The 21,947-nt window shown below is 61.8% G+C and carries 9 protein-coding genes; 1 reads left to right on the top strand and 8 read right to left on the bottom strand.

Going from position 1 to position 21,947, the window contains the following annotated elements; all coding sequences use genetic code 11:
• Window positions 1-348: 348 nt before the first annotated feature.
• Window positions 349-2,409 (bottom strand): putative bifunctional diguanylate cyclase/phosphodiesterase, encoded by a 2,061-nt coding sequence (locus KTN04_RS14230; protein ID WP_217335902.1) that lies wholly within the window; start codon window positions 2,407-2,409, stop codon window positions 349-351.
• A gap of 378 nt (window positions 2,410-2,787) precedes the next feature.
• Between KTN04_RS14230 and KTN04_RS14225 the strand changes: the two genes are divergently transcribed.
• Window positions 2,788-3,423, top strand: coding sequence for a TorF family putative porin (locus KTN04_RS14225; protein ID WP_217335901.1), 636 nt, complete (start codon window positions 2,788-2,790; stop codon window positions 3,421-3,423).
• Between the two features lie 61 nt (window positions 3,424-3,484).
• Here KTN04_RS14225 and KTN04_RS14220 read toward each other — a convergent pair whose 3' ends face one another.
• The 7 genes from KTN04_RS14220 to KTN04_RS14190 are packed head-to-tail and all read right to left on the bottom strand — an operon-like array spanning window position 3,485 to window position 21,713.
• Window positions 3,485-7,642, bottom strand: a complete 4,158-nt coding sequence (locus tag KTN04_RS14220) for a HEAT repeat domain-containing protein (RefSeq protein WP_217335900.1) — start codon at window positions 7,640-7,642, stop codon at window positions 3,485-3,487.
• Complete coding sequence (locus KTN04_RS14215; protein ID WP_217335899.1) at window positions 7,635-12,683, bottom strand: hypothetical protein; 5,049 nt, start codon at window positions 12,681-12,683, stop codon at window positions 7,635-7,637. Before KTN04_RS14215 ends, KTN04_RS14220 begins: the two co-directional genes overlap by 8 nt.
• Window positions 12,680-13,258: a hypothetical protein gene (locus KTN04_RS14210; protein WP_217335898.1), complete on the bottom strand. Its 579-nt coding sequence runs from the start codon at window positions 13,256-13,258 to the stop codon at window positions 12,680-12,682. Before KTN04_RS14210 ends, KTN04_RS14215 begins: the two co-directional genes overlap by 4 nt.
• Window positions 13,200-13,535, bottom strand: a complete 336-nt coding sequence (locus tag KTN04_RS14205) for a hypothetical protein (RefSeq protein ID WP_217335897.1) — start codon at window positions 13,533-13,535, stop codon at window positions 13,200-13,202. Before KTN04_RS14205 ends, KTN04_RS14210 begins: the two co-directional genes overlap by 59 nt.
• Window positions 13,532-15,913: a hypothetical protein gene (locus tag KTN04_RS14200; protein WP_217335896.1), complete on the bottom strand. Its 2,382-nt coding sequence runs from the start codon at window positions 15,911-15,913 to the stop codon at window positions 13,532-13,534. Before KTN04_RS14200 ends, KTN04_RS14205 begins: the two co-directional genes overlap by 4 nt.
• A complete protein-coding gene (locus KTN04_RS14195) occupies window positions 15,910-19,074 on the bottom strand; it encodes a poly-gamma-glutamate biosynthesis protein PgsC/CapC (protein WP_217335895.1) in 3,165 nt (1,054 codons plus the stop codon). The genes KTN04_RS14200 and KTN04_RS14195 overlap by 4 nt, the downstream gene beginning before the upstream one ends.
• Window positions 19,071-21,713 (bottom strand): CHASE2 domain-containing protein, encoded by a 2,643-nt coding sequence (locus KTN04_RS14190; protein WP_217335894.1) that lies wholly within the window; start codon window positions 21,711-21,713, stop codon window positions 19,071-19,073. The genes KTN04_RS14195 and KTN04_RS14190 overlap by 4 nt, the downstream gene beginning before the upstream one ends.
• Window positions 21,714-21,947 lie beyond the last annotated feature (234 nt).

Genomic DNA, 21,947 nt, shown 5'->3' with positions numbered 1-21,947 from the left:
ATCTTACCGCACCCGTTTTCGATGTCAACCGTTATTTTCGTTTTTTGTTTCAGTGTCGAAACACTCAAACGCCGAACCGGTTGCACCAAGGAAGCTAAGTCTACATCAGAAACCTTAGCGATTTCAATTACTTGTTTCCTTCTCGAAAGAGGCTTCAGCGTTTCGCGAACCCTGTCGTCTCAAGCGAGGAGGCGTATTCTACGCATCCCCGATGCAGAGTCAACACCCGTGCGCGTAAAAGTTTCAGAAACGTTGCACACGAACCCAACTCCGAGGTGCAATCACCGCCTACACAGCCTGACGGTATTCTTGAAACACCATTTCAGCTGGATATCAATGGCCACTCAATCAGGACGCTGACGCCGGCGGCGCCTTGTCCAACAACTCTACAAAAGAACCAACCGGCATTGGACGGTGGTACAGGAACCCTTGCCCTAGCTGGCAGCGAATGCGTTGCAGTAAGTTGGACTGGTCTGCTGTTTCTATTCCTTCAGCTACCACACCAAACCCCATTTCGTCCAGCAATCGCATCACCCCTTTCAGCAGAGTCGCTGCGCGAGGATCCTGGCAAAGATCCGCCACGAAGCTGCGGTCGATCTTGACCACATCCAGTGGTAGACGCCGCAAGTATGTCAGGCTGGAGTAGCCAGTTCCGAAATCATCCAGTGCCAGATGGAAGCCGGCCAGCTTGAGGGCGTGCAGTTGCTCCAGCACCTGGTCGGACAGATTGATGAAGGCCGTTTCAGTAATCTCTAGCTCAAGCATGGCAGGCTGCAGCCCAAATATTTTGATCTGATCAAGGCACCAGTCCACCAGATCCGGCTCCTGCAACTGACGTGCCGACAGGTTGATGCTGATACTGGGCACCGGCCTGCCTGCACGCTGCCAGTCACGCAACAGTTCACAGCTACGCTGGAAAACCCAACGGTCCAGCTCGATGATCAAACGACTCTCTTCAGCCAACGGGATGAAGTCTGCCGGTGAGATCATACCCTTTTCCGGGTGGTGCCAGCGCAACAGAACCTCCGCTCCAACGACACTCTCACACCTGAGATCGACTTTGGGTTGCAGATACAACTGCAGTCCAAGATCAGCCCCTGGTCGTATCGCCATGCGCAACTGCTGCTCCAGCATCAGCCGCTGGCGCAGTTCGCTGCTCAAAGCCGCGTCATAAAAATGGTAACCATCCCGACCCGTCTGTTTGGCCGCCAGCAACGCCGTCTGGGCATTAGCCAATAGCGTATCACCGTCCTCGGCGTCCTTGGGGCTCAGGGCAATACCAACCGAAGGGCTCAACTGAATGACTTCACCATGCAGGTGCACGGGCTGCTGAAGAATATGAATGCAGTCGTCCGCATAACGTGCCACTTCCGCCGGCTCCGGCGCATCCGTGATCATCGCCACCAATTCATCCCCCACCAGCCGGTAAAGATGCAGGGGCCTGGCCAGTCCCTGCTGCAGCCGCTGTGCCTGATGCTGAATCAGCTCGTCTCCCCCTTTCATGCCAAAGCGATCATTGATAGGGGACAACTGACCGATATCGATACATAAAAGAGCCAGCTTGCCTCCGCCGGAATGAATGGCTTTCAACTGGTGCATTAGGGTCTGACTGAGTTTGTGGCGATTGCCCAGCCCGGTCAGGGGATCACTGAAGGCCAGCTGCTCGATTTCGGCTTCCTTGGCACGCATCTCAGTCAAGTCGTGAAATATGGAGACGAAGTGACTGGTACTGCCATCGTCACGGCGCAAGGCACTGACCGACATCCACTGCAGATACAGTTCACCGGACTTGCGCCGGTTCCAGATTTCGCCCTGCCAACAGCCACGCTGATGCAGACGCCGATTCATGTCGTCATAGAATGTTTGATCATGGTGGCTTGAGCGCAGGAATTTAGGTGTTCGTCCGATGACTTCTTCAGCGGCATAACCGGTAATTTGGGTAAAGGCTGTATTAACGCGCCGAATGCGTGCATGCGCATCCGTCACCATAATCCCTTCAATGGTGCTGTCCAGAATACGCTCGGCCATATCCTTCTGAGTCTGCAGCGCCTGCCTGAGGCGCAGATCTTCACCGACTGCCGTCAACCCGCACACCTGCCCTTGGGGATCCAGGTGCGGCAACAAACTGAACATCACCGGCACCGGGCGTCCGTCCAGCGCACGCAGTGTCAACTGCCCGTTCCAATGCCCCTGCTTGAGCACCTGAGGAAAGATGTCATCGGCCAATGACTGCCAGGTATCCGGATCATGAAACTGATCAACATGCAACGGAGACGCGGCCAGGTCGTGGTCAGAGGCAATCCCAAGAAGGCGGCGGCCCGAACGGTTGATGTACTCAATACGATTCTGCAGATCAATACTGGCAACGAAGTCGCCGGTCAGATCCAGAAACTGTTTCTGTTGTTCCATTTCCTGTCCTGTCCCTGGCGATATGCCAGCCTGTTGATCAAAGTACGTTGTGGATCAAACCTGCCACTAAAGTACCGCCGACATGTACGAACAAACGTATGATATCGATCTGCTCGATTATTGACCACAAGGTTTTTGCGGTATTTCGTTTCCGCAGGGGGCGATCCTGTGCGTCAGACGATCATGCCACGCTAACCTGCCTCAAAACAGCGCAACTGCATGCTCATGGTGCATCACATGCCACAGAAGCCCGCTCTCCATAAGGCTAACGCCTTGTACAAAAAGAACTTTATCCTGTGTGGCACAGGTTTCGCTTTAACCGGTTCAGCAACGACATGCCATCACATGCTGGCATCGACTATCTGAAAGGGGATGAAAATGAAGACCATGACCAAACATCTACTGGCCACCGCCCTGCTCGCGGCCTCGACCTCGGCCAGCGCCGAACTCTCAGTCAACCTCGGCGCCATGAGCGACTACTATTTCCGCGGCATCGATCAGACCGCTGACAACGGCAGCCTGACGGCCGGGGCCGACTACAATTTCGGCAACGGCTTTGCCATCGGCACCTGGGCCGCACAGCTGGACGGCTCGGAGTTCGAGTATGACCTCTATGGTAGCTATTCAGCCGAGGCACAGGGCTTCAGCTACGACCTGGGGTATGCCGGTTACTTCTACAGTGAAGACGGCGCCACCGACTTTCATGAAGTCATTTTCAATGGTGGCTACGGCCCGATCAGTGCGCAGTATGTGCTCGGCACCGAAGACGCCAGCCATGGCGATGAAGCCGACTACAGCTTCTTCAGCCTGACCGGCGAATATAAGGGCGCCTATCTGACCTATGGCTCCTTCGGCAAAGACTATGATGGTGACTACGCCGAAGCCGGTTATGGCCTTAGTGTTCAGGGTGTGGATCTGAGCCTGGCCTACGTTCACCAACTGGATGACCTTAGCGGTGACGGCAAGAAAGACAAGGAGCTGATCCTGACGCTGAGTAAAACCTTCGACCTCTGACCGACCTAACGACTTCAACATGCGTCGTGATTGGAGCCCTTCAAGGGCTCCTTTTTGATCCTCACGCCCTTGAAGAAAGACGACGCAGCAACCAGCCCCCTTTTTGCCGCTGGTTCAATGCCTTGAGTTCCTCAGCCGCACGGCTGCTGCTGATCTGCTGCCGGCTCAGGTCACGGTAGATGCGATTGGCCGTGCGCCGGCGCTTGATGGCATCCCCCACATCAAGAAAGTTCTCCAGCAACTGCAGCAAACCCGACCACAGACCGCTGGACGCCTTCTCTTGGTCGCGGCTGCCACGGGTTGCAACCGCCTCCTCCCGCTCGGCCTGCAGACGGATTTCAATCAGGCGTATTTCAGCCTGCATGGCTTCGTTCTGAGTCAGTGGCAAGGTACGTACCTGCGCCAGCCAGTCCAGTAGAAAGTCATGCGCCAGGATTCCATAGTGCGGCAGGTTAGCCAGGAATTGCAACGCGGAGCCCGCATCCGAAGCCTTGGCTGACAGGACCCGCATGGCCGCTGCATGCAGTTTTTCCCAAGCCTGCCAGGTATATACCCAGTCCAGACCGGGACCCTTGATATTCTGCAGGCCCATAATGCGGTTGTGATAGCCCGGCGGCGTAGCTGCACAGACCTGCTGCAACAGCTCTTCGCCACTGATGGTCAGCACTGGCACGACATGAATTCGCGCCTGTAACCACGTCCATAATTGTGTAGCCGCCGCTTGATCGAGCACATCATCAGGCTCTTGTACCTGTTCAATACGCGCCGCCAGCGCCGCGTACTCACGCCACTCACGGTGGTAACGGGCGTACACCTGCTGAATAGCCTGATGATAAGGCGCCAGTGCTTCCGGCAAATGCCAGTGCAGATGTTCCGGGTCAAGCGTCTCGATTGTCATCGCGTGACCCAGTCCGGCCAGCATTGCCTGCAGCCTCTGCCTCACCGCGTCTTCACTGACCGGCACTCGCAGACGTTCGGCATGCGCCTGCCAGTGCGCCAGCGGGCCGGCGGCCGTGCGATTCTGGGGCCACAGCGTCAGCTGAGGGCGGTACTCTTCCCACGCCGTTTCGACATAGCCCATGAAGCCCTCCAGGTTACTGCCGATCAAGACATGACAATCCGCCGTGATGTCACGCACCAGAATATCGGCAAACACTTGTGAGCGCGCTACCCGGTCGGCCCGGTTGTTGATAACCGTGGTTATCCACACACCCGGCTCGGCCACCGTATCTTGTTGATCAAACCCCAACCGCGTCCAGTTGCCCAGTGCACCCAGCCGCTCGTTGGCTGACATGCCGTTAGTGAATTCCAGGCGCCGCCCCTGTAGCCGAGCTTCCGGATAGACCTGCAGTACACCGAGGTCGGGCACCACATGATCGGCCATAGCCTTGAGCGCAAATGGCCTTGGAATATCCAGCATCTCGGCCAACCTCAGCACCAGCGCGATGTTGGCCGGATGTTCCTCATAAGGGAAACGGGACAGTATATCGCCCGGCAGAAGCGCACTTTCAATCCAGCTGACCGGCTGGCAAACCGTCTGCCGATTACGTGCTGCCTGCTGCAGAATGGGCTGCATCTCTTCCTCGGTGGTGATCAGGGCCGAATTGGACGGAATGAATTCCGTCATGGCAATGGGAATGTCAATGCCCGCCGGCCCCTGCAGATCCTCGTGATCGGGATAGGTATTGGTGATGGTAGCCAAATCATCGCGCATCCACTGCTGTTGCAGGATGCGCACATAAGCGGGCGTCAGCCCCATGCACTCCCAGAGAAACACATCCGCCTTCAGTCGAGCCGCCAGCCGAACCAGCCCCGCTTGTTCCCAGATGGTGGCCTTGTCATAGGGCCGGAACAGGAACATCTCGCGCAGTTCGCCATGGCTGTAACTGTGCAGGAACATGGCTTCACAGCCTGTGGTCTTGGACACTACATGATAGCCCAGACCATTGAACAGTGCGGCTTTGAGCCGCTCGGTGCCCGACTTGCCGCGGGTACCCCAGCCGCCAATGACCAGCGGCAAGGCGTTACGCGCGCGGCGGGTCAGCCAGTTGACAGCCAGGTGCCGCCCAAGAAACAGGGTCAGCATCCCGCCCAGGAAGACCACCAGCTGCTGCAGGGTATTCTGATACAAGGATACAAAGTAGCGGCTGTATTCCCCCCACAGCTCCAGAATCAGAGGTGGCAGTGCAAAAGCGGGAAAGAAACGCTGTACCAAGGGGTCGGCTTGCAAAGGACGCTGATCCAGGCCGGTGTGCGGCCGAAATCGAATTCGAAACCCCAGCGTCTGCAGCGACAGGATATAGTGGCTGGCCTCTCGTTCGCTGCCGGGTTGCCAGTTACGCCGCTCGGCAAAGCGTGCAAACCCGAGCGTCAGGCGAATGCGGGCCTTCAGACGTCCCCAGAAACCGGCAGGCGGCATCACCTCCGTCACACCCTCGCTGGAGAAGATTTGCATGGGGCGGGTCGGCCAGCCCTGATCCAGGCAAGAAATGCACTGATCCACCAGGGGCAGATAGGGCCGCCAACCATCCTCATCACTGATATGCAACGGCTCACCCGGAACCCGGGTGGGGCTCAGTTCTGCCAGCCGGGCCGAGGGTATCTGCAGCAGACCGTAGTACAACCGACCAATCGTATGCCGCCCCGCCTCGCGCTTGTCCGTCGCCGGCCGCCAGAACTCATGCCAAGCCCGCCAGAACCGAAAACCGAAAACCTCCCAGCGCCGCACCGTTCGACGCCGTCCCGACAGGTCAATATCGAGACTGAAGTCGGCCTGTACCAACTCACTCAGAACACGCCCCAACAGGGCCGGATCCGCTTTCTGGGCAACCTCGGGCAGACGCTTACGCCGCTGCACCGGCTGCGCAGCTAGCCAGGGCGCAAGCTGCTCGCGTAGCCGCCGCGCTTCCGGATTCGCCAGTGCCCACAGACTTTCCCGTGACAGTGCTGCCCAGCGCCGTACCTTCACCGACTTGGACTGGGTATGCAGGGTATTCAAAAGCGCCATGCCGTGCTCGGCCCAGAGCGCAAGCCGCAACGGCTCTGCCACCACTTCGGGCAGAGCCGCCACTGCCGCCGTCAGATGGCAGTACAGCCGCAGCACCTGAGTGTCCGTCTCCTGCTGCCCCAGGGGCAACACCTGCTCCGCCACCCAAGGCACGCAGTCCGGTGCTGTCTCTAATAGCCGCAGCAGCGCATGCACACTGGCCCCACGCACGCAGGCAGCAGTATCGGACTGAATCAGCTGCAGCAACAGTGCTTGCATCTGGGCCGGGCGTACCTGGACCAACTGTCGGGCCAACGCCTGACGCACCGTTTCACTGGGATCCTGCAGCACCAAGGGCCACAGGGCGTGAGTCTGGTCCGGGGTGCGCCGCTGACATCCTCCCAGCAGTCCCACTGCATGCTCACGCACAAAGAAATCATCCGCCCCGCCCCTGCGCTGCAGACGTTGCGACACGATCGACGTCAGCTCAGCATAATCGACGGCATCCAGCAGACTGAGTGCTTCGGCCTGAAGCCAGACCGGCTGATGGGTATCCAATGCCAGGCGGTCAATATAGTTGCGCATATCCAGCGACAGCAGCTGGGCATGCCAACTGACCGGCAAGGCCTGGATCGCAGCCGAAAGCGCCCTGAACGCTGCCAGACGAACCCGCAGGTCACCGTCATAACGCAGCAGCTCCCCCAGCTGCCGCTCCAGTTTCAGGCGGCGCCAGCGAATCCCCAGCTCATGCGGATCCTGTGCGGCCGATTGCAGGTAGGCCTGTGACAGCCGGCCGGTCTGCTGCAGAGCGAAAGCGAGATGACGCTCGGCATCTGCCACCCGCTGCTGATAACGCTCGACCACCGCATCTACGCCGAACCAGCGCCGAAACGCTTTGCGGTCGGCTCGCAGCTGCCAATACCCGGCGCCCAGGACACGTGCGTAATCCAGCACATGTGCCTGAATATCCGCTTCGGTCAACGCACGACTCAGACGACCACTGAACACCTGCTGTTGCGTGTGCAACTGTCCAATCAGGCGGTTTTGCTCCTCGGTCCATTCCAGCAAGGTATCCAGCAATGGCTGGTCGAGCTCAGCCGCCGTACCCCGCCAAGGGCGGTCGGCACGGCGATGCCGCGCCAACAGCGCCGTCGATTGTCGCCGGTGCAAGCGCTGCCAGTGAGGTATCAGCCCCAGATTCAACCGCCGTTCGGCCGTAAGCATTTCAGTCATGATCGTCCCTGTCGATCGGGTTCAGCGTCAATACATCGCGCTGCAATGCACGGCGCACGGAGAAAAAGTCGTGTGTATCCGGGCGCATGGCCGGCAGCATGCCGCCCTGTGCCCGGGTGTAGGAAAATTCGAGTCGCCAGCTCATATCCCCCTGCTCCAAGTCATAATCCAGTCGTCCGCCCAGTGCCAAGGCATTGCCGCTATGCCGCCAGCTCAACCAGTCGCCTGCCACGAAGACACGGGTTCGGTCCAGTGCATCAGGGCGGTCTTCATCCGCACGATACTGCCGCCAGCGAATGCCAGCCGCAGCAGAAAGTCGAGGCGTCAACAACTGTTCCACGGCCGTGGTCAGGCTAAGATAATCCGGGTTGAACGGATCCAGCTCTTCATTACTGACCAGATCGGCGCGGGCATACCAGCGCTGATCCAGCCAGGGGCGCCAATCGAACTGTTGACGCAGCCGCAGGTAGCGGGGGTGCTGTACGCGATACTCGGAGTAGACCAGCGGATCCAACTGGCTCAACGCCGCATCGGAGGCGCTGTCCAAGCTGCTCCAGTGCTGCGCCAAGCGCAGCTCGAACCGTCGTGCCACTGTCGGGCTTACGTCAACCTTGTGCGCCAGGTCTGCCTGCAATTGCAGCGCCGTGTGTGGGTGGCGGGCGCCCGTTGCCTCCACCGCCGGCTGCAAATACCCCCCTGCATGGGCCTTCAGGCGCCATGGACTCTGCGGCGGATACAGATCAAGCCATTGGCGCCCCCCCAGCAGCAGGTCTCCTCCAGGCTGGCGACGCAGCAACAGGTCCGTACGCGCATAGGCCTGCGCATCAGGGAAGCGAATATGGTATCTCAGACCCACCTCCTGGCGGGTGCCGGCTCGCCGGTTGTCCACGTCGTCACTCGGTCCACTCAATGCCAGATAGCCCCCCAAATGCTCAAGCCCGCCATCGGGCGACTGCCGCTCGGTCAGGAGCCAGGGCGCCGGGACCACCGAAACGGTGGACAACGGCGCCTGCACGCTGTCCGGCAACACAAGCGAGCGCGGGGGCAGCTCAGGACTCGGCGACGGAGGCCGATAGGCCAGAACAGCGACCCGATAGTGCCGTTCATGGTGCAGACCGGCCGGCAGCTTCAGGGTCTGCCAACCGGATGGCAGGTGATGGTAATAGCGTCGATTGCCCTGCCGAGTGCGCTCATCAATGCGCAACAACGCAGGCCCTTGCAAGGCATATTCCAGCGGCTGCTCTGGCAGCGCCACCTGGTAGCGCCAGTCGCTCGCGGGCGGTTCGAACGGTTGTCCGCTCGCGTCCAGAAAACGCACCCAGAGGTAATGATCCTGCCAGGGCGTCTGCAACCAGACCCGAATCGCATGCGCTCCGGCCGGTAATGTCAGGACACGCCGCACCGGCTGGCGCAGCAGGCGTATTGACTGCACCGGTTGGTCGTCCACTTGCAGGTTGACAATCATGGGCCGCGCCTGCACGTGCGGCAGCACGGCCGGATCCAGTACCAGTGTCAGGGTGTCTGCCGAGGGCAGCCTCAGCGCCATGCCTTCGACCCGCGTATCGCTGACCCAGCGCGCATCATCTGCCGGCTGCGGTAGCAGCGCACGCCGCACTTCGCTGAACGTTCCCAGCGGCATTGCCGACATCGGCACATCAACCTCACCGGCGCTCACCTGGGGTGTCAACAGTTGCCAGTCAAAGGAGGAGGTACGCAGGGCATGATCCGCCCAGCGTGACAGCTCGCTCAGCGAATCCTGCTGCCGTGCCAGCTGGACCAGTCGGCTCAGCGGCGCGGCCACCTGGTCGGGGCCAGTGGCTCGATCCAGTTGCCACAAAACCGCCAGCGCCTGCTGTACCGGTGTACGTGACGGCATGTCCACGGCTACGGCATACTGATCCATGCGCCAGCCTGGCGGGCGCACCATCGGCTGATCGGCCAGAAGCGATGCGGGCATCTCCACCGGGGGTGCTGCCGCCGCAAACACCCGCGCGATCGTAGCCGCCGTGACCGGTCTGCGCTGGCCGTGAGCCAGGATCACCGAATCCACTCGGGTATCTGACGATTTGGCCGCGGCAGCCGTGCCGGCAGGCGACAGCAGTGCACGCACACTGGCCGGTGATAGCCGCGGCAGGCCGGGCTGCGGCTGCCTCTCCCACTGATCGATGGCCAGCAACTGTGCCTGACGTCGTGGCGCCAGACGCACTCTGTGCAAACCGGCCGGCACCTCCAGCAGCAACGTACGTGCCAGAGATATCGGGGCCGCCGAAGGTTGCTGCTGCAGCGTCAGGCTGGCCGGTGCCGGAAGCAGTGGATAATGCAGTACCTGTTCATCCACCTCAGCGACCAGCCAGTCCAATGTCTCCGCAACGCCGCTCGGCTCGACGGCACGCGCCTGAACGCGCAGTACACGGGGCCCCAAAACTTCAACCTCGACCGGCTGCTCAGGCGTAGCCCGTAAGCGAGCAAAGGGTTGCCCTCGGGTCCGGTTGTATATCCATTGATACCCCGGTGCCCGGACGACCTGATCATGGATGGCACGCCAGTGATAAGGGCCTGGCGCCTGCGCTTGCCGCCACCATTGCGTCAGCGCGTGTACACGCGCTGACGCATCCTCACTGTGTAGTGACTGCACCAGGCGATGGGTTTGCTCAACCTGCTGCCGTTGCTCCTCCGTACGGGCGGCGGAGCGTGCCCGCGAATATGCCCCCTGTTGCAACGCATTCTCCAACGTCAACTGAGCCTGTAGCGCCTCGGGCAGCCTGGCCTGCAAGTGGCGTGCTGTTTGCCGCCACTCCGCCCGATGCGCCGCCTTCACCAGCCACACTCGAGGCTGTGTTGATTCGGGCAGCAGCATGCCCAGTTGTACCGCCGACAGCACTTCGCCCTGGTGATACAGGCTCTGTGCCAGCTGTTCGAGCAACCAGGCATCCATCTCCTGCAGCATGACGGCCGCTAACAGGGCTTGCTGTTGTTGCCAGCGCTGCTCACGGGCATAGGCGTGCAGTTGCCGCTCAAGCGCGCGGCGTCGCAACGCCGGTGTCCGCCCGAACAGCGACACGGCCAGACACTGGCGCTGGTTTAACGCGGTCTCGCCCAGAGCCTGCCGCGCGGACTGCGCCAGATCGAACGCCTGGATGCGCTCGAACTCCAGCGTGCCCAGGGTGGCAAGCACCGCCGCCCACTGCTGGTTCAGGGCTTGCTCATGCGCCCGCGCCAGCCGGAAGTCAACATCAGTCATGGCCTCTGGCTTCGTCTCGGGGTCCAGTGCCACCCGCAATGCCATCGCTTGCGCGTGCAGCTCGCGCAGAAGGGGCAGCCACTGATGGGCCAGCTGATGCGATGCGGTTGCAGAGGCCGTCAAGGCATCCGCCTCCGGCACCGTCTTCAGCTGCTGTTGCCACAGCTGAAGGCGGTGTTCTGGCTGTAGCGCACTCAGCAAGTCACGATAGGCCGACTCTCCCAGCCGGAACGGTGTACTGGTTCGGTACTGCAGGGATACCGCTAGCCCCGGAGGACCACTCAATTCAATGCGCTGCGCGTCGACCGGCAGCGACAACTCAACGCTGGCGCTACGCTCCAGCGCCAGCCCTTGCAGGGCGTCGGGCAGGCCGGGCGCGAGGATGACGTTATGGCGCGCCGCCGTTTGCTCCGCCCAGGCGACCCAAGCCGCGGCACCGGGTCGAACGGGAGCTGACAGAGGCGCAGCCAGCCGCAGCTGGTGCCCACCACCGCTGTCGAAATGCAGCTGCAGATCGCCGTCAAGAGCCTGACCGTCGGGCAGCAGCACATTGACCCTGAGCTGTGTATCCGCAACACGCGGCGGCAGTGCGAACGTCAGTGCCCGATCCGTCAGGGTCGTGAAGGTGCCGGTCTGCACATGGCTCCAGGCCTGTCCTGCAGACAGATAGTGACGGGGTGCCCACGGGGGTTGAGCCCCCTCAACACGCCCCGGCGCAAACGCCCGGGTGCGCAATCGGTGCGGCTGCAGGCTCGGTTGCGGCACAAGATCACGGTAGAACCGCTGATCATGTTCGATGGCCGTACGCAGTACGCGTTGCAACGGAGATAGTGCCGCCGGAGGTGCCGCCTTATCCAGCTCGGCCAGCACCGCTTCCGCCGTTTCTGTACGGTGATTGCTACGACGGTCTGCATCCTGCTGCCGCGCGGCCTGTATATCGGCATCGGCCACCTGCGGAGTCAGGCTGGCAGCCGGGCGGATCCGGACAAAGTCGTCCTGGCGATACTGCTCGATGGCCAACAGCAACGGCTGATCCACAGCCACCTGCAGCTGCTGCTCACCTGCGGGCACTTGGACATAATGATGTTCAAAGCCCCCCGGTAACGCACAGTCACCCCACCACTGCATGGACTCGCTCAACTGACGCCGGCGTACCTCTACACCCTTCCAGGGTGCCTCATTCAAGCGCCACCGCAACCGGTACGCCATCGCCACCGGCTCGGCCTGCCCATCACAGTGCACCTCCGGGCGTGACGTCAGCCGGATCACTGCAGGACCCTTCACCTTCAACGGCGGCAACGGACCTGGCCGTACACGCATCAGGCGGTGCAGGCTACCCGCCAGGTCCCGCAGCGCCAGAGTATCCTGTGATGAACTCAGCGTCAGGGATTCAAACCGGCGTGGCAACCTGTAGGCCTGCCGCTGCCACCCCCCAAGGGCCGATTCAACCACGTGCGAACCCTCCACCTGCGGCCACCAGGCATACTCATCCTGCGCGCGTGCATCCCCGCTGACCCAGGCCCTCGAACCGGCCGACTGCCACGGCGCCTGGTACCACAGCAGGCCATCGGACGAGCGCCAGATTGGCGCCGGTGCCGACGCTGCATCGACCTGGAGCCATGTCTGTGCTGGCACCTGATACAGATCGGCCGCCAACGTCTGGACCGGCTGCCAGACCAGCGCGGCTTCCCCCGTAGCTTGCGCCCAGGGAGGCAGGGTCGTCAGTGGCGCACCGGGATCGGCCTGCACAGCCAACGTCAGCCCCCACCCTGCTATCAGGCTCAGACCACACCCCTTCATCGCGGCTTCTCTCCCTGTACATGTTGCAGACACGCCAGCACATCGCCACGACGTACGGCGCTGCCTACCAGTTCACGGCGTGCCTGTGCGCTAAGCTCCCAGTGAATGAAGCGGCTGTTACCCTGCTGGCGCAAATCCGCCGCCACGGTGTTGGTCGTGGCACCCAGCTCATGAACATCATGCGGAAACAGGCGCACCTGCCAGCGCGTATGCTCACTGAGACAATGTGCAAATGCCTTGGCTTCGGGGGAAGGCTCGCGCGTGCCGTCGCTGATGATCATGTCCGCCGTGCGGCCAGCAAGAGTGTCCCGCTTGTCAGCCGCAAAGCCATGTATCTGTACGATCAGCCCCTGCGGCCGGGCCTGTTGAAACGCGCGCGTGAAGGCATGCAGATAGGTGTGGTCGACATGCACCAGATCACACCCGGCGGCAACATGGCGCTGTGCCGTATTCCAGAAAGCCGCCATCATATCGCCCTCGGCCTGTAAGCGTGCGACCAGTCGCCCGGTGCGCAGGTCATAATACTGGTGTGGCGCCTGCAGAAAGATCTCGCGACGGCCCGACCGGTTCAACAACAGCGCCCCGCCCCCCCCGAGCGGTCTGTTCCGGCTCGTGCAGTAGCCAGGTATCCTTCCCCGGCAGGCGCGATAGTTGCAGGCGTTCCACCCGGAACACTCCGGGCGTTTTTTGCCAAAAGGCGGTCAGCGCAGCCTGAACCTGCGCCATCTGTACAGCCGTGGGCGCCTGGCATACCTCGCGCCGGAGCCGTTGTAAATGCTCCCCCAGCGTCATTGGCGCCGCTTGCAGCGCCGTGCTGACGGCCAGCAGCATCAGTCCGAACAATGGTTTCATGGCTGTAGCTCCTCGAATGCATCAGCCCAGGGGTAGTCCCCCGGCAGCAGTTCAAACACTTCCAGATAGCCCTGCCCCTGCAACAGGGTAAAGTGCAACCCGACCGGGCCATCGGCAATATCCTCTTCGAGCGCGAAAAACAAGGACTGGGGCGCCGCCAGGCGTTGCTCTGGCTGGCCAAAAACATACCCTTCCGGCGGCTGCGTAGCCGGCAGGTAATACTCGCGTGTGCGGTAGGTCCACGCCTGCTGGGGCTGGGTGCGGTCGTGCGCAAGCGCAGACTGCACCTGAAGGCGTATCACGGGCGCCGCCTCCCCGGCCAACGGATAGAAGCGCGCCCCCAGGGACTGATCAAGATCTGCGCGCTTGTCAAGGTTGACACGCACCCCCTCGCTATCGTCCAGCCAGTAGGCACGCCGCACAGTGAACCCCGGTGCATCCGCCATCTCTGCCGGCTGATAATTGAGCAGCCACTGCACATCCTCCGGCGCCTGTACCCGCAAACGATACTCGCCAGGCTCAATATGGGGCAGACGCACACTGCCCATCCGCCCACTCAATGACGATTCCAGCACGTGGTCATCCAGCGTCAGGCGCAGCGAAAATGGTGCCTTGGCGGTACGCAGGTAGACCAGCTCCGGACGCACCGCATAATGCGATGCCGGTACCGCCAGCTGCACCCGATCGCGTGCAGTCGGCAGCGGCCTGAAGTAGGCGGGCAGCGCCTCATCCCTGATCTTGTCATCACTCCTCAAAGGCGTCAGCAAGCGGGCACTGCGCACACCGGGGAGCGCCACTGCACGCCAGAGGTAGCGCCCCTGGACAATCGCCGGCTTGCGCTCGGGCAAGCGCGACTGCAGCTGCAGCACGACCGGTGTCGACGGCGCCTGCTCTGGCTTTAACAGGAACCAGCCCGGCTCATCCTCGCGCCGGGCATAGTCGTTTGCCGGGAGCTGACGCCGATACGCCAGTCCAAGCGGCCGTGTATAGGCGTTGGCCAACAGCGGATGCCGGCTAGTCACCTCAATCGCGGTGGCGCCGGGCGGCAGCTGCAGATAAAAGCGCAGCGGGTCCGACAGGTCAGGCACCGATGGATCCGCAGCCCGGTCCAGACGCGAAGGCAGCACCTCACCACTCAGCATGCCCTGCTTCAGTTCCCTGCCGGCCGGCCCCAGAATGCGGTAATGCGCGCTAACATCAACCTGCGGCGGCAGAGGCACCTGGGGCATATGCAGCCTCAAGTCGAGCCGCAATGGCCGTGCTTCCGCCGTACCGGGCGCCAGGGCAAAGCGCAACGGCTGCACAGGTGTGAGCGGGTGGCTGCTCAGATGATTCCGTGGTGGCAGGGCGCTGCGGTCCGGGCGCTGCTGCGTCACCAGATCCACATGTCCCGGCACACTGGCGCGTAGCTCCACCAGGCCCGGTGTCAATGCCAGCCAAGCGCCCGCTTCCACATCCAGTAACTGCCAGGAGGGAATACGGTAGCGATCGTCATGCTGACGCCATTCCAGCACACCATCCGGCTGCTCGGGCTGCCATAGCAACCGATACCGGGCCGCCTCGGCAACCGGGATCACGAGGTCTCGCTCAGGCCCCAGATAGCGCCCTACCGGCGGTGCAGAAGGCAGTTGCAGGCGCTCATCTTCGATAATGAACAGCCGCTGGCGCTGTACGGCCACATCCTGCGGGCCGACCGGTTGCCACTGGCGTGTCAGCAAGTTAAGGCGCTCGTGCTCACTGACCAGTTCGGCCGGTGCAATGAGTGCATCCGTCACGGCTGTCCGCTGGCGTGCATTGAGACGCTCCCAGCGGTCCACTGCCTGTTGCGGGGAGAAACGCTCCTCACGATAGGTTCTCAGTACCAGACGCTTGATGCCGGCCCGAGGCTGGCGCCAGCGCACACGCATATGGGTGGCTTCAGGCCAGCCTGTCAGCGCTACCCTGACGAACTGCCCACTAGCCACGGCCAGTGGCGTATCTGCAAACATCAGCGGCGGAACCGCGGTCCCATCCAACCAGCGCGGTTCGGGAATACGACTGCCGTGAAACTGCTCGCTCCGATGCAACACCTGCCCGGCCGAATCCAGCAGTTCATATTCAACGACATAGTTCAATGCGGTACCCGCACGCGCATTGCCCGCGGCTGCGGCATTGCTCAGCAGGCGCATGTGCCGGGTACGACTCGGAATGGCAAAAGTCAGCCATTGTCCGGGCGACATCTCATAGACGCTGACCGCGCGGCTTTGCAGCTGCAGCCTGTCGACAAGCGCGGGCACACGATCCACCGCCCCCTGTCCGCGTGCGACCACCCCCTGCCATGCCAGCCAACACAGCAGCATGGCCAGCATCAGTAACAGGGCGCGCCCAATCCACCTCATGCCTCACCTCCCAGCTGAAGAATCAACGCGTTCTGTTCCAGAAAATCCTGCAGAGACGCTGAAGACAACTGCCCGGCTTGTACCACCTTCATATTCAAGGCATCCGGCCGGATCAGCGCGCGGACCGGCTTGCCCCCGGGGGTACCGCTGATCAGCAGCAGAGCGTGACGCCCGTCCACCGACTCCAGATGCTCCAGCGCCCAGCCTTCACGCATCAACTGCACCAACGCCAGGATGTCTTCACTCTGCGCGTAATGGGACAACAGGCGCACGACCGCAGCAGGCAGCGCCGCCGTGCCCGGCTGCAGTTCCGACGCATCCATCAACAGCTGTCGACGGCTGATGCCAAGGGCCTGGTACTGCTGCACACGCCTTGTCTGAGCCCCTCCGGCGAAGGTGCGGCGAATATCCGCAGCCACCCAGACCAGCGCCAGCGACGCATGGTGCGCTGCCGGCAGATAACGACTCAGGGCATCACGCTCCGCTCGGTAGTCGGCACCGGTCGCAGCTTCGTCCGCCATCTGATAAGGGATTCCGGCCCGCGCCAACAGAGAACGTACGTCCTCCAGCCCGGCAGCATTGCCCTCTTCCACGGGGTAGGCCAGCACAACCGGCGCACGCGGCTCTTGGCTGTCGCGCATCCCACGCAGCTGCACCAGCGTGATCGGCTCGTCGTGGGCCTCCCGCAGCAGCACCTGGTGCATCAGGTTAAACAGGGTGTCGCGGTTGCTTGGTTTCAGGACATTGGCCGCCTGCAGCGGGTCCGGCTGCCGCACCCGGCTGGCGACCATCAAGGCCCGCGCATCAAGTCCGGTGAACATTTTCAGGCCCGCGGCCAGGGTATTATGCTCGGCCAGCGGACGCGGCACCTGCACCACATGCGGCGCGTCCGGCCGGTCCAGGTTCAGCACCAGCGTGCCCCAGTCCCGAGAGCCGGATGCCTGCGGCTGCAGCACCAGAAAGCGTCCCTCGGCACTGCGCAGCTGCACGATGCGGTACCCGATGCTGCCGGCCTGGTCGTTCAGATAACGCAACTGTGCCGGCCACAGCAAGCGGTCATCCGCCCCCCCGCCGCGCACCCGGCGCAGCAGCGGCGCCAGCACTTCATGATCGGCAAAGATTAGCTGATTCAAACGCGGCGGCTGGAAGGCCTGAACGGATGTCGGCGGTACATCCGGTTGCAGATAGTGTTCCAGGCGGTCTTGGCGCACCTGCACCGGCTCAGATTCTACGGAGCTTCTCAATACACGTGCCAGCAGCAGGCGAGCGCTGTCAGGCTGGATATACAGCTCGGCAAACCCGGTATCCGCACTAAGACGCTGAACATTGTGGCGGCCAATTTCCCCCCAATGCACCACCACCTGCTCCAGCCCCTGTTGCAGCGACGCCAGTTGCAAGCCCGGTGGCAAGGCTTGCTTCACCAGCAGATAATTGGTGCGCCGCAGAGGTGCCCCCGCGCGCGCCAGCAGGCGCTGCAACTGACGCGTGGCGTGCCGGTTGATCCGCCGCACCTGCACGCTGTTGTTGCGCCCGAACACCTGATGAAACTGGTGGAACAGGCTACCCGGCGCGGCTGTTACACCGCCCGGCAGGGCGGTGTCCAGTCCCCCGCCCGTGCCGCCCAGTGCCAGCGTGGACGCCTGCTGTCTCTTGAACAGCGCCAGCCCAACCTCCGCCATGCCCTGTTCTCGCACACTCTCTGGAACCGCAATTTGCAGCCCGACCGGGCGCCGTATATCGAGAACAAAGGTGCCCCAGCCAGGATCGGCCTCACGTGCACGCACCACCAGAAAGTGTCCTTCGACCCGTACCACTTCATAGGCCAGCGCCGCCAGACTCTGCTGGGCCAGACGCAGCAGACGTGGCGCATGCCGCCGCCGGTACTCCTGCAGGTACTCCAGTGCGTCATGGAAATGGCTCAGTTCCAGACCGGAGGGCTGAGGCCGCCAGAGGGACTCATAGGCACCATAGTCCTCGACTTTTTGCCGCCGCAGCAGCGCCGCCAGAGTCTGCTCGGTTTCAGGCAGCCGATATTCAATTTTGTCATCCTGGCGCACCGTTTCCAGGCGCAGCGGCAGCAGGGTCAGCGCGAATCCAACCACACTCGCCGCCAGCCCCGCCATCAGCGAGGTCTGCAGCGTGGCACGCGTCACTCTAACACCAATGTCCTTGTCATGAATCTTGACCGCCAGCAGCGTGGCGATCAGATACCCGAAGGCGAAGTAGTCCGTGGCCTTGACGTGCGGAAAGTAGGTCTGCAGCACTAGCCCCAGCAGCAGCTTGTAGGCAAAGGCCACGTTGAAGAACAGCATCAGCTTACGTGCCCCCGTCAGGTTCAGGTTGGCCAGCCAGGGCAAGGCCAGCAGCAACCTGACGACAACCAGAATCACTCCCACTTCCACAAAGGTAGTTAACAGCTTGGCCGGCTGATACCACTGCAACGCCAGCAGCGAAGGAATGAGAATACCGTTGAATTCCCAGGCGTAGTGCAGGTTCAGGCGCGAGGCAATGAAGGCGGTCGTCAGCAGAATAATGTATGCCTTGGGGCTGGCCAGCAACGAGCTGGCAATATCCTCATACAGGTAGCTGAGGTTGCTGGCCGAGAAGTTGGTCAGCTCCATTAGACCAAAACGCACCAGCACGAAAGTCAGCAGCAGCGTCGTCAGCAGCCAACCGGTGCCGCGCACCAGTCCGGGCTTCCAGAAGTTATTGGCGATCAGGGCCACGATGACCAAGCCAAAACTGTGCAAGTTGCCCAGGTAGTCGAAGTGCAGGCCCAACTCGTCGTTGAGCCAGCGCCCCAGCCCGGGCAGCCAAAAGGCATCAAAAATCAGTCGTACCAGGACACTGACCAGCACCAGGGCAAAGAAGCGGTCGCGACCAAAGAAATCGGCTAGCCCGAACCAGCGTCCACCGGCACTGGACAGACCTCTTACCAGCAGGTAAGTCACCATCCCTTCCAGCAGAATAACGGCCACGCTCCAGGGCTTGATCAGCAGCAGCGGTACCAGATAACCCGGCACCACCAGTCCGGCCAGACTCCAGCCGAAGCGCATGTTGAAAAAGGCCACGACCATGACTCCCACCCAGACCGTGGTGATGACGGAGCTGTCCAGGCTGCCTGTGGGAAAGAGGGTCAACGGCAACAGATCTGCAATCATTCCGAAATGGCATCCCTGAGGTGAGGTGCTGCAGCCGACAAGGGCGATGAGGATCCGGGCATAATCTGATCCAGGCGCCGGCAGGGCAGGTGCAGTTTGAATGCCAGGCCATGCCCGAGCGCCGCGCTCGCCGTCAGCTCGCCGCCCCACTCCTGCAGCGCGCGTGACGCCAGGCTGACCGCCTGCAGTGCCCTATCCGCCACCTCGGCGGTCAGCGCAGCCTGCAGACGGTCATTCGGCATGCCATAGCCCTGGTTGTTCAGACTCAGTGTCAGCCAAGTGTTCGGCGTATCACGCTCCGCATCGATCAGCATCAGCGTCAGCCGTATGCAACTACCCTCGAGGGCATCCTGCTGCAGTAGCGCCATCAGCCCGTCGAGGATGCCATCCACGCGCATCAGATCGACCCGCACAATCACATCCTGCTCCAGCAGCTCCCACTGCACCGTCATGCCCTGCTCACTCAGCGCCGGCTGCCAACGCTGCTGCAGACTTCCCAGCAGACCCAACACGCTGATCGGATAGTATTCCAGGCGTGCCCGCTGACGCATTTCAGCCTGCAGGGTTCTCAGGCTGACCAGTTTGCGCACCACCGGCGCCACAGCGGTCCCCGGCACACGCGTCAGGTCCTGCTCGATCTCGTTCAGGGCATGCTCGATCACGCGGCTTTCATGCTCCCCCAGCACATTCAGATGACGGGTATCCACCAACTCGAACAGAAACCCGATCAGGTTGAACGGCCGCTGACTGTCACCCGTATCCGTTTGCTCCCGCAGGGCACGCGCGTACAGTAGAAAACTGCCCTGGCCATTGGGCAGGCGTGCGCTGAGCACCAGCGGCTGATCGTCACGCACCAGCTGTTGCATGTACTGGCGCGCCGTTTCAATGGGGATACTGACTAGCACAGCCAGAAAGTCCGCTGCCGTCCACGAAAAGATCGGCAACTCGGCGCGGCTGATCAGGGCTTCGGTCCGTCGGTTGACCTGCAGCACCCGTCCAAAGGGGTCATACATCACTGTGCCGGTTTCCAAGCCGTTGATCACTTTTTCCAGCAGTGTCAGGCGGCGCTCCATCATGCTGGAGGCCTGCTGCAGCGCCCGGTATTCCGTGTCGACCGACTCAAGCCGCAGCAGCCGCATCCAGCGACTGGACTCCAACCGCTGCCGAGCCTGCCACTGCTGTCGCTGATACAGCAGTTCGCTGATCTGCAGGCTAAAGCTTTGCAGCATGCTCATGAACATGGGGTTGTGCTCGAGGCTGCGGGCCGAGACCTCGCCACTGAAGAACCCCAGCACTTGACCGTTGAACTGCAGCGGTGCCAAAAACTGGCGACCATCGCCTTCTCGCTCCCGCAAATAGGTGCGCTGCAATAAAATCGGCCCGCCCTCACGCAGTGCCGTGGAGTAGGGCGTGCGCCCAAAATCTCGACGACGCTCATCAATGTCATCGATGGAGCAGTTATACGCCTTGATTTCGCGAACATGGCGCCCCTGTGGAATCCGCTCCAGCAGGATGGCGCGCTCCAGGTTCAACACTTGGGTTACCAGCAGCATAATCTGTCCCCAAGGGTCGGCACTGGCATTGAAATCCTCTGGCTGCAGACGTTCCTGCAGGCGGTGACTGGCTTCACGCAACATGCGTCCAACCGTGTACGACTGAGTCCGCTGTTCGCGCCGGACCAGTAACAGCCACACCGCCCATGTCAACACCATCATTTCGGTCACGGGCCAGACCTGTCCCAGAAAGTGCAGCGCCCACCATCCGGCCATGGGCGGCAGGACAGTGCCGAGCACGCAGAACAGCAGCGCATGGCGCACACCGAAACGCATATGGATAGCGGCCGCCAGCACCAGTCCCAACAGCAGCACCAGGGCACTCTGCCAGGCCGGCATCGGCTGCACTGGCCGCCCCTGAAGCAGGGTTTCGACCGCATAGCCGGCATGATCCAGCCGATAGATAGGAGCATCCACCGGCAGCGGCGTCAGGATTGGGGGGGCAATCGGATCAGGGGCCAAACCAATGAGCACCACCTTGTCATGCAGCAGATCGCGAGTCAGATCGCCGCGCAGGATACGGCTAGCCTGCAGCGTGGGCAGATAGTTGCTCCCAGGTCGAAAATCGATCAGCAACGGGGCCGGATCAGCGGGCCGCCCGATGACCGTGCTGGCCAGTGCCGCCTCCAAACTGACAAAGGCATGACCGTTAAGCTCGATGCGCACGCGGTGAAGGCCGTTCAGTTCGGGCCGGTAGGAAGGCGGCAGCACCAAAAACGGGTAGCGGTTGTTCGCCTGCACCGTACTGCGCCCCATTAGCACCCGCTGCTGCAAAAGCTGATGTTCATCCGCCTCCGACAATGCCGGCGGACGTTCCAGCACGGCCACGGCGCGCGCACCTGCGCGGTTCACCTGGCGTATTAATGACAGCCAGCCATCACGCGTCAGTCCGGATCGCTCAACTTCCACCAGCACCACACGCGGCGCCGGCGGCACTTGCGGTGACATCAGATGATACTGACGATACAGCCACGCATTCGGCAGTGAGAAGGCTCCCAGTGCCGACCCGATCAGCACCAATACCCAAGCCACCACCAACAACCCGGGCCCGAGGGCACGGGCGCTTATCAAAGAACCGGGAGACATGTTATTCAGATCCTTGCCAGAAGCCGCCACCAGACAGGTAGAAACACTACCGGGAAAAATACTGGATGAAATATCATCCTAAAACAAAGATTTCATACAGATGATTATGCGGCAATTGTCCCATAGACCTCCACGGCCTGCCTAGCAACAATGCCCGACAACACTCAGTTCCCCCAGCATCCCGCCTGATGCTTGTGCACCTGCCGGTTCACCCCTGCCGGTCACCTGAGCTAT

This window comes from Marinobacterium weihaiense (assembly GCF_019061305.1).
GTDB classification, from domain to species: Bacteria; Pseudomonadota; Gammaproteobacteria; order Pseudomonadales; family Balneatricaceae; genus Marinobacterium; species Marinobacterium weihaiense.
Note: the sequence above shows the minus strand (reverse complement) of the source record. Positions and strands in the feature narration are given on the sequence as shown.

Bases quoted from the DNA above. Each gene is read 5' to 3' on its own strand.
- KTN04_RS14220 (WP_217335900.1), bottom strand. From the start codon at position 7,642: ATGACTGAAATGCTTACGGCCGAACGGCGGTTGAATCTGGGGCTGATA.
- KTN04_RS14225 (WP_217335901.1), top strand. From the start codon at position 2,788: ATGAAGACCATGACCAAACATCTACTGGCCACCGCCCTGCTCGCGGCC.
- KTN04_RS14190 (WP_217335894.1), bottom strand. From the start codon at position 21,713: ATGTCTCCCGGTTCTTTGATAAGCGCCCGTGCCCTCGGGCCCGGGTTG.
- KTN04_RS14195 (WP_217335895.1), bottom strand. From the start codon at position 19,074: ATGATTGCAGATCTGTTGCCGTTGACCCTCTTTCCCACAGGCAGCCTG.
- KTN04_RS14230 (WP_217335902.1), bottom strand. From the start codon at position 2,409: ATGGAACAACAGAAACAGTTTCTGGATCTGACCGGCGACTTCGTTGCC.
- KTN04_RS14215 (WP_217335899.1), bottom strand. From the start codon at position 12,683: ATGAAGGGGTGTGGTCTGAGCCTGATAGCAGGGTGGGGGCTGACGTTG.
- KTN04_RS14200 (WP_217335896.1), bottom strand. From the start codon at position 15,913: ATGAGGTGGATTGGGCGCGCCCTGTTACTGATGCTGGCCATGCTGCTG.
- KTN04_RS14205 (WP_217335897.1), bottom strand. From the start codon at position 13,535: ATGAAACCATTGTTCGGACTGATGCTGCTGGCCGTCAGCACGGCGCTG.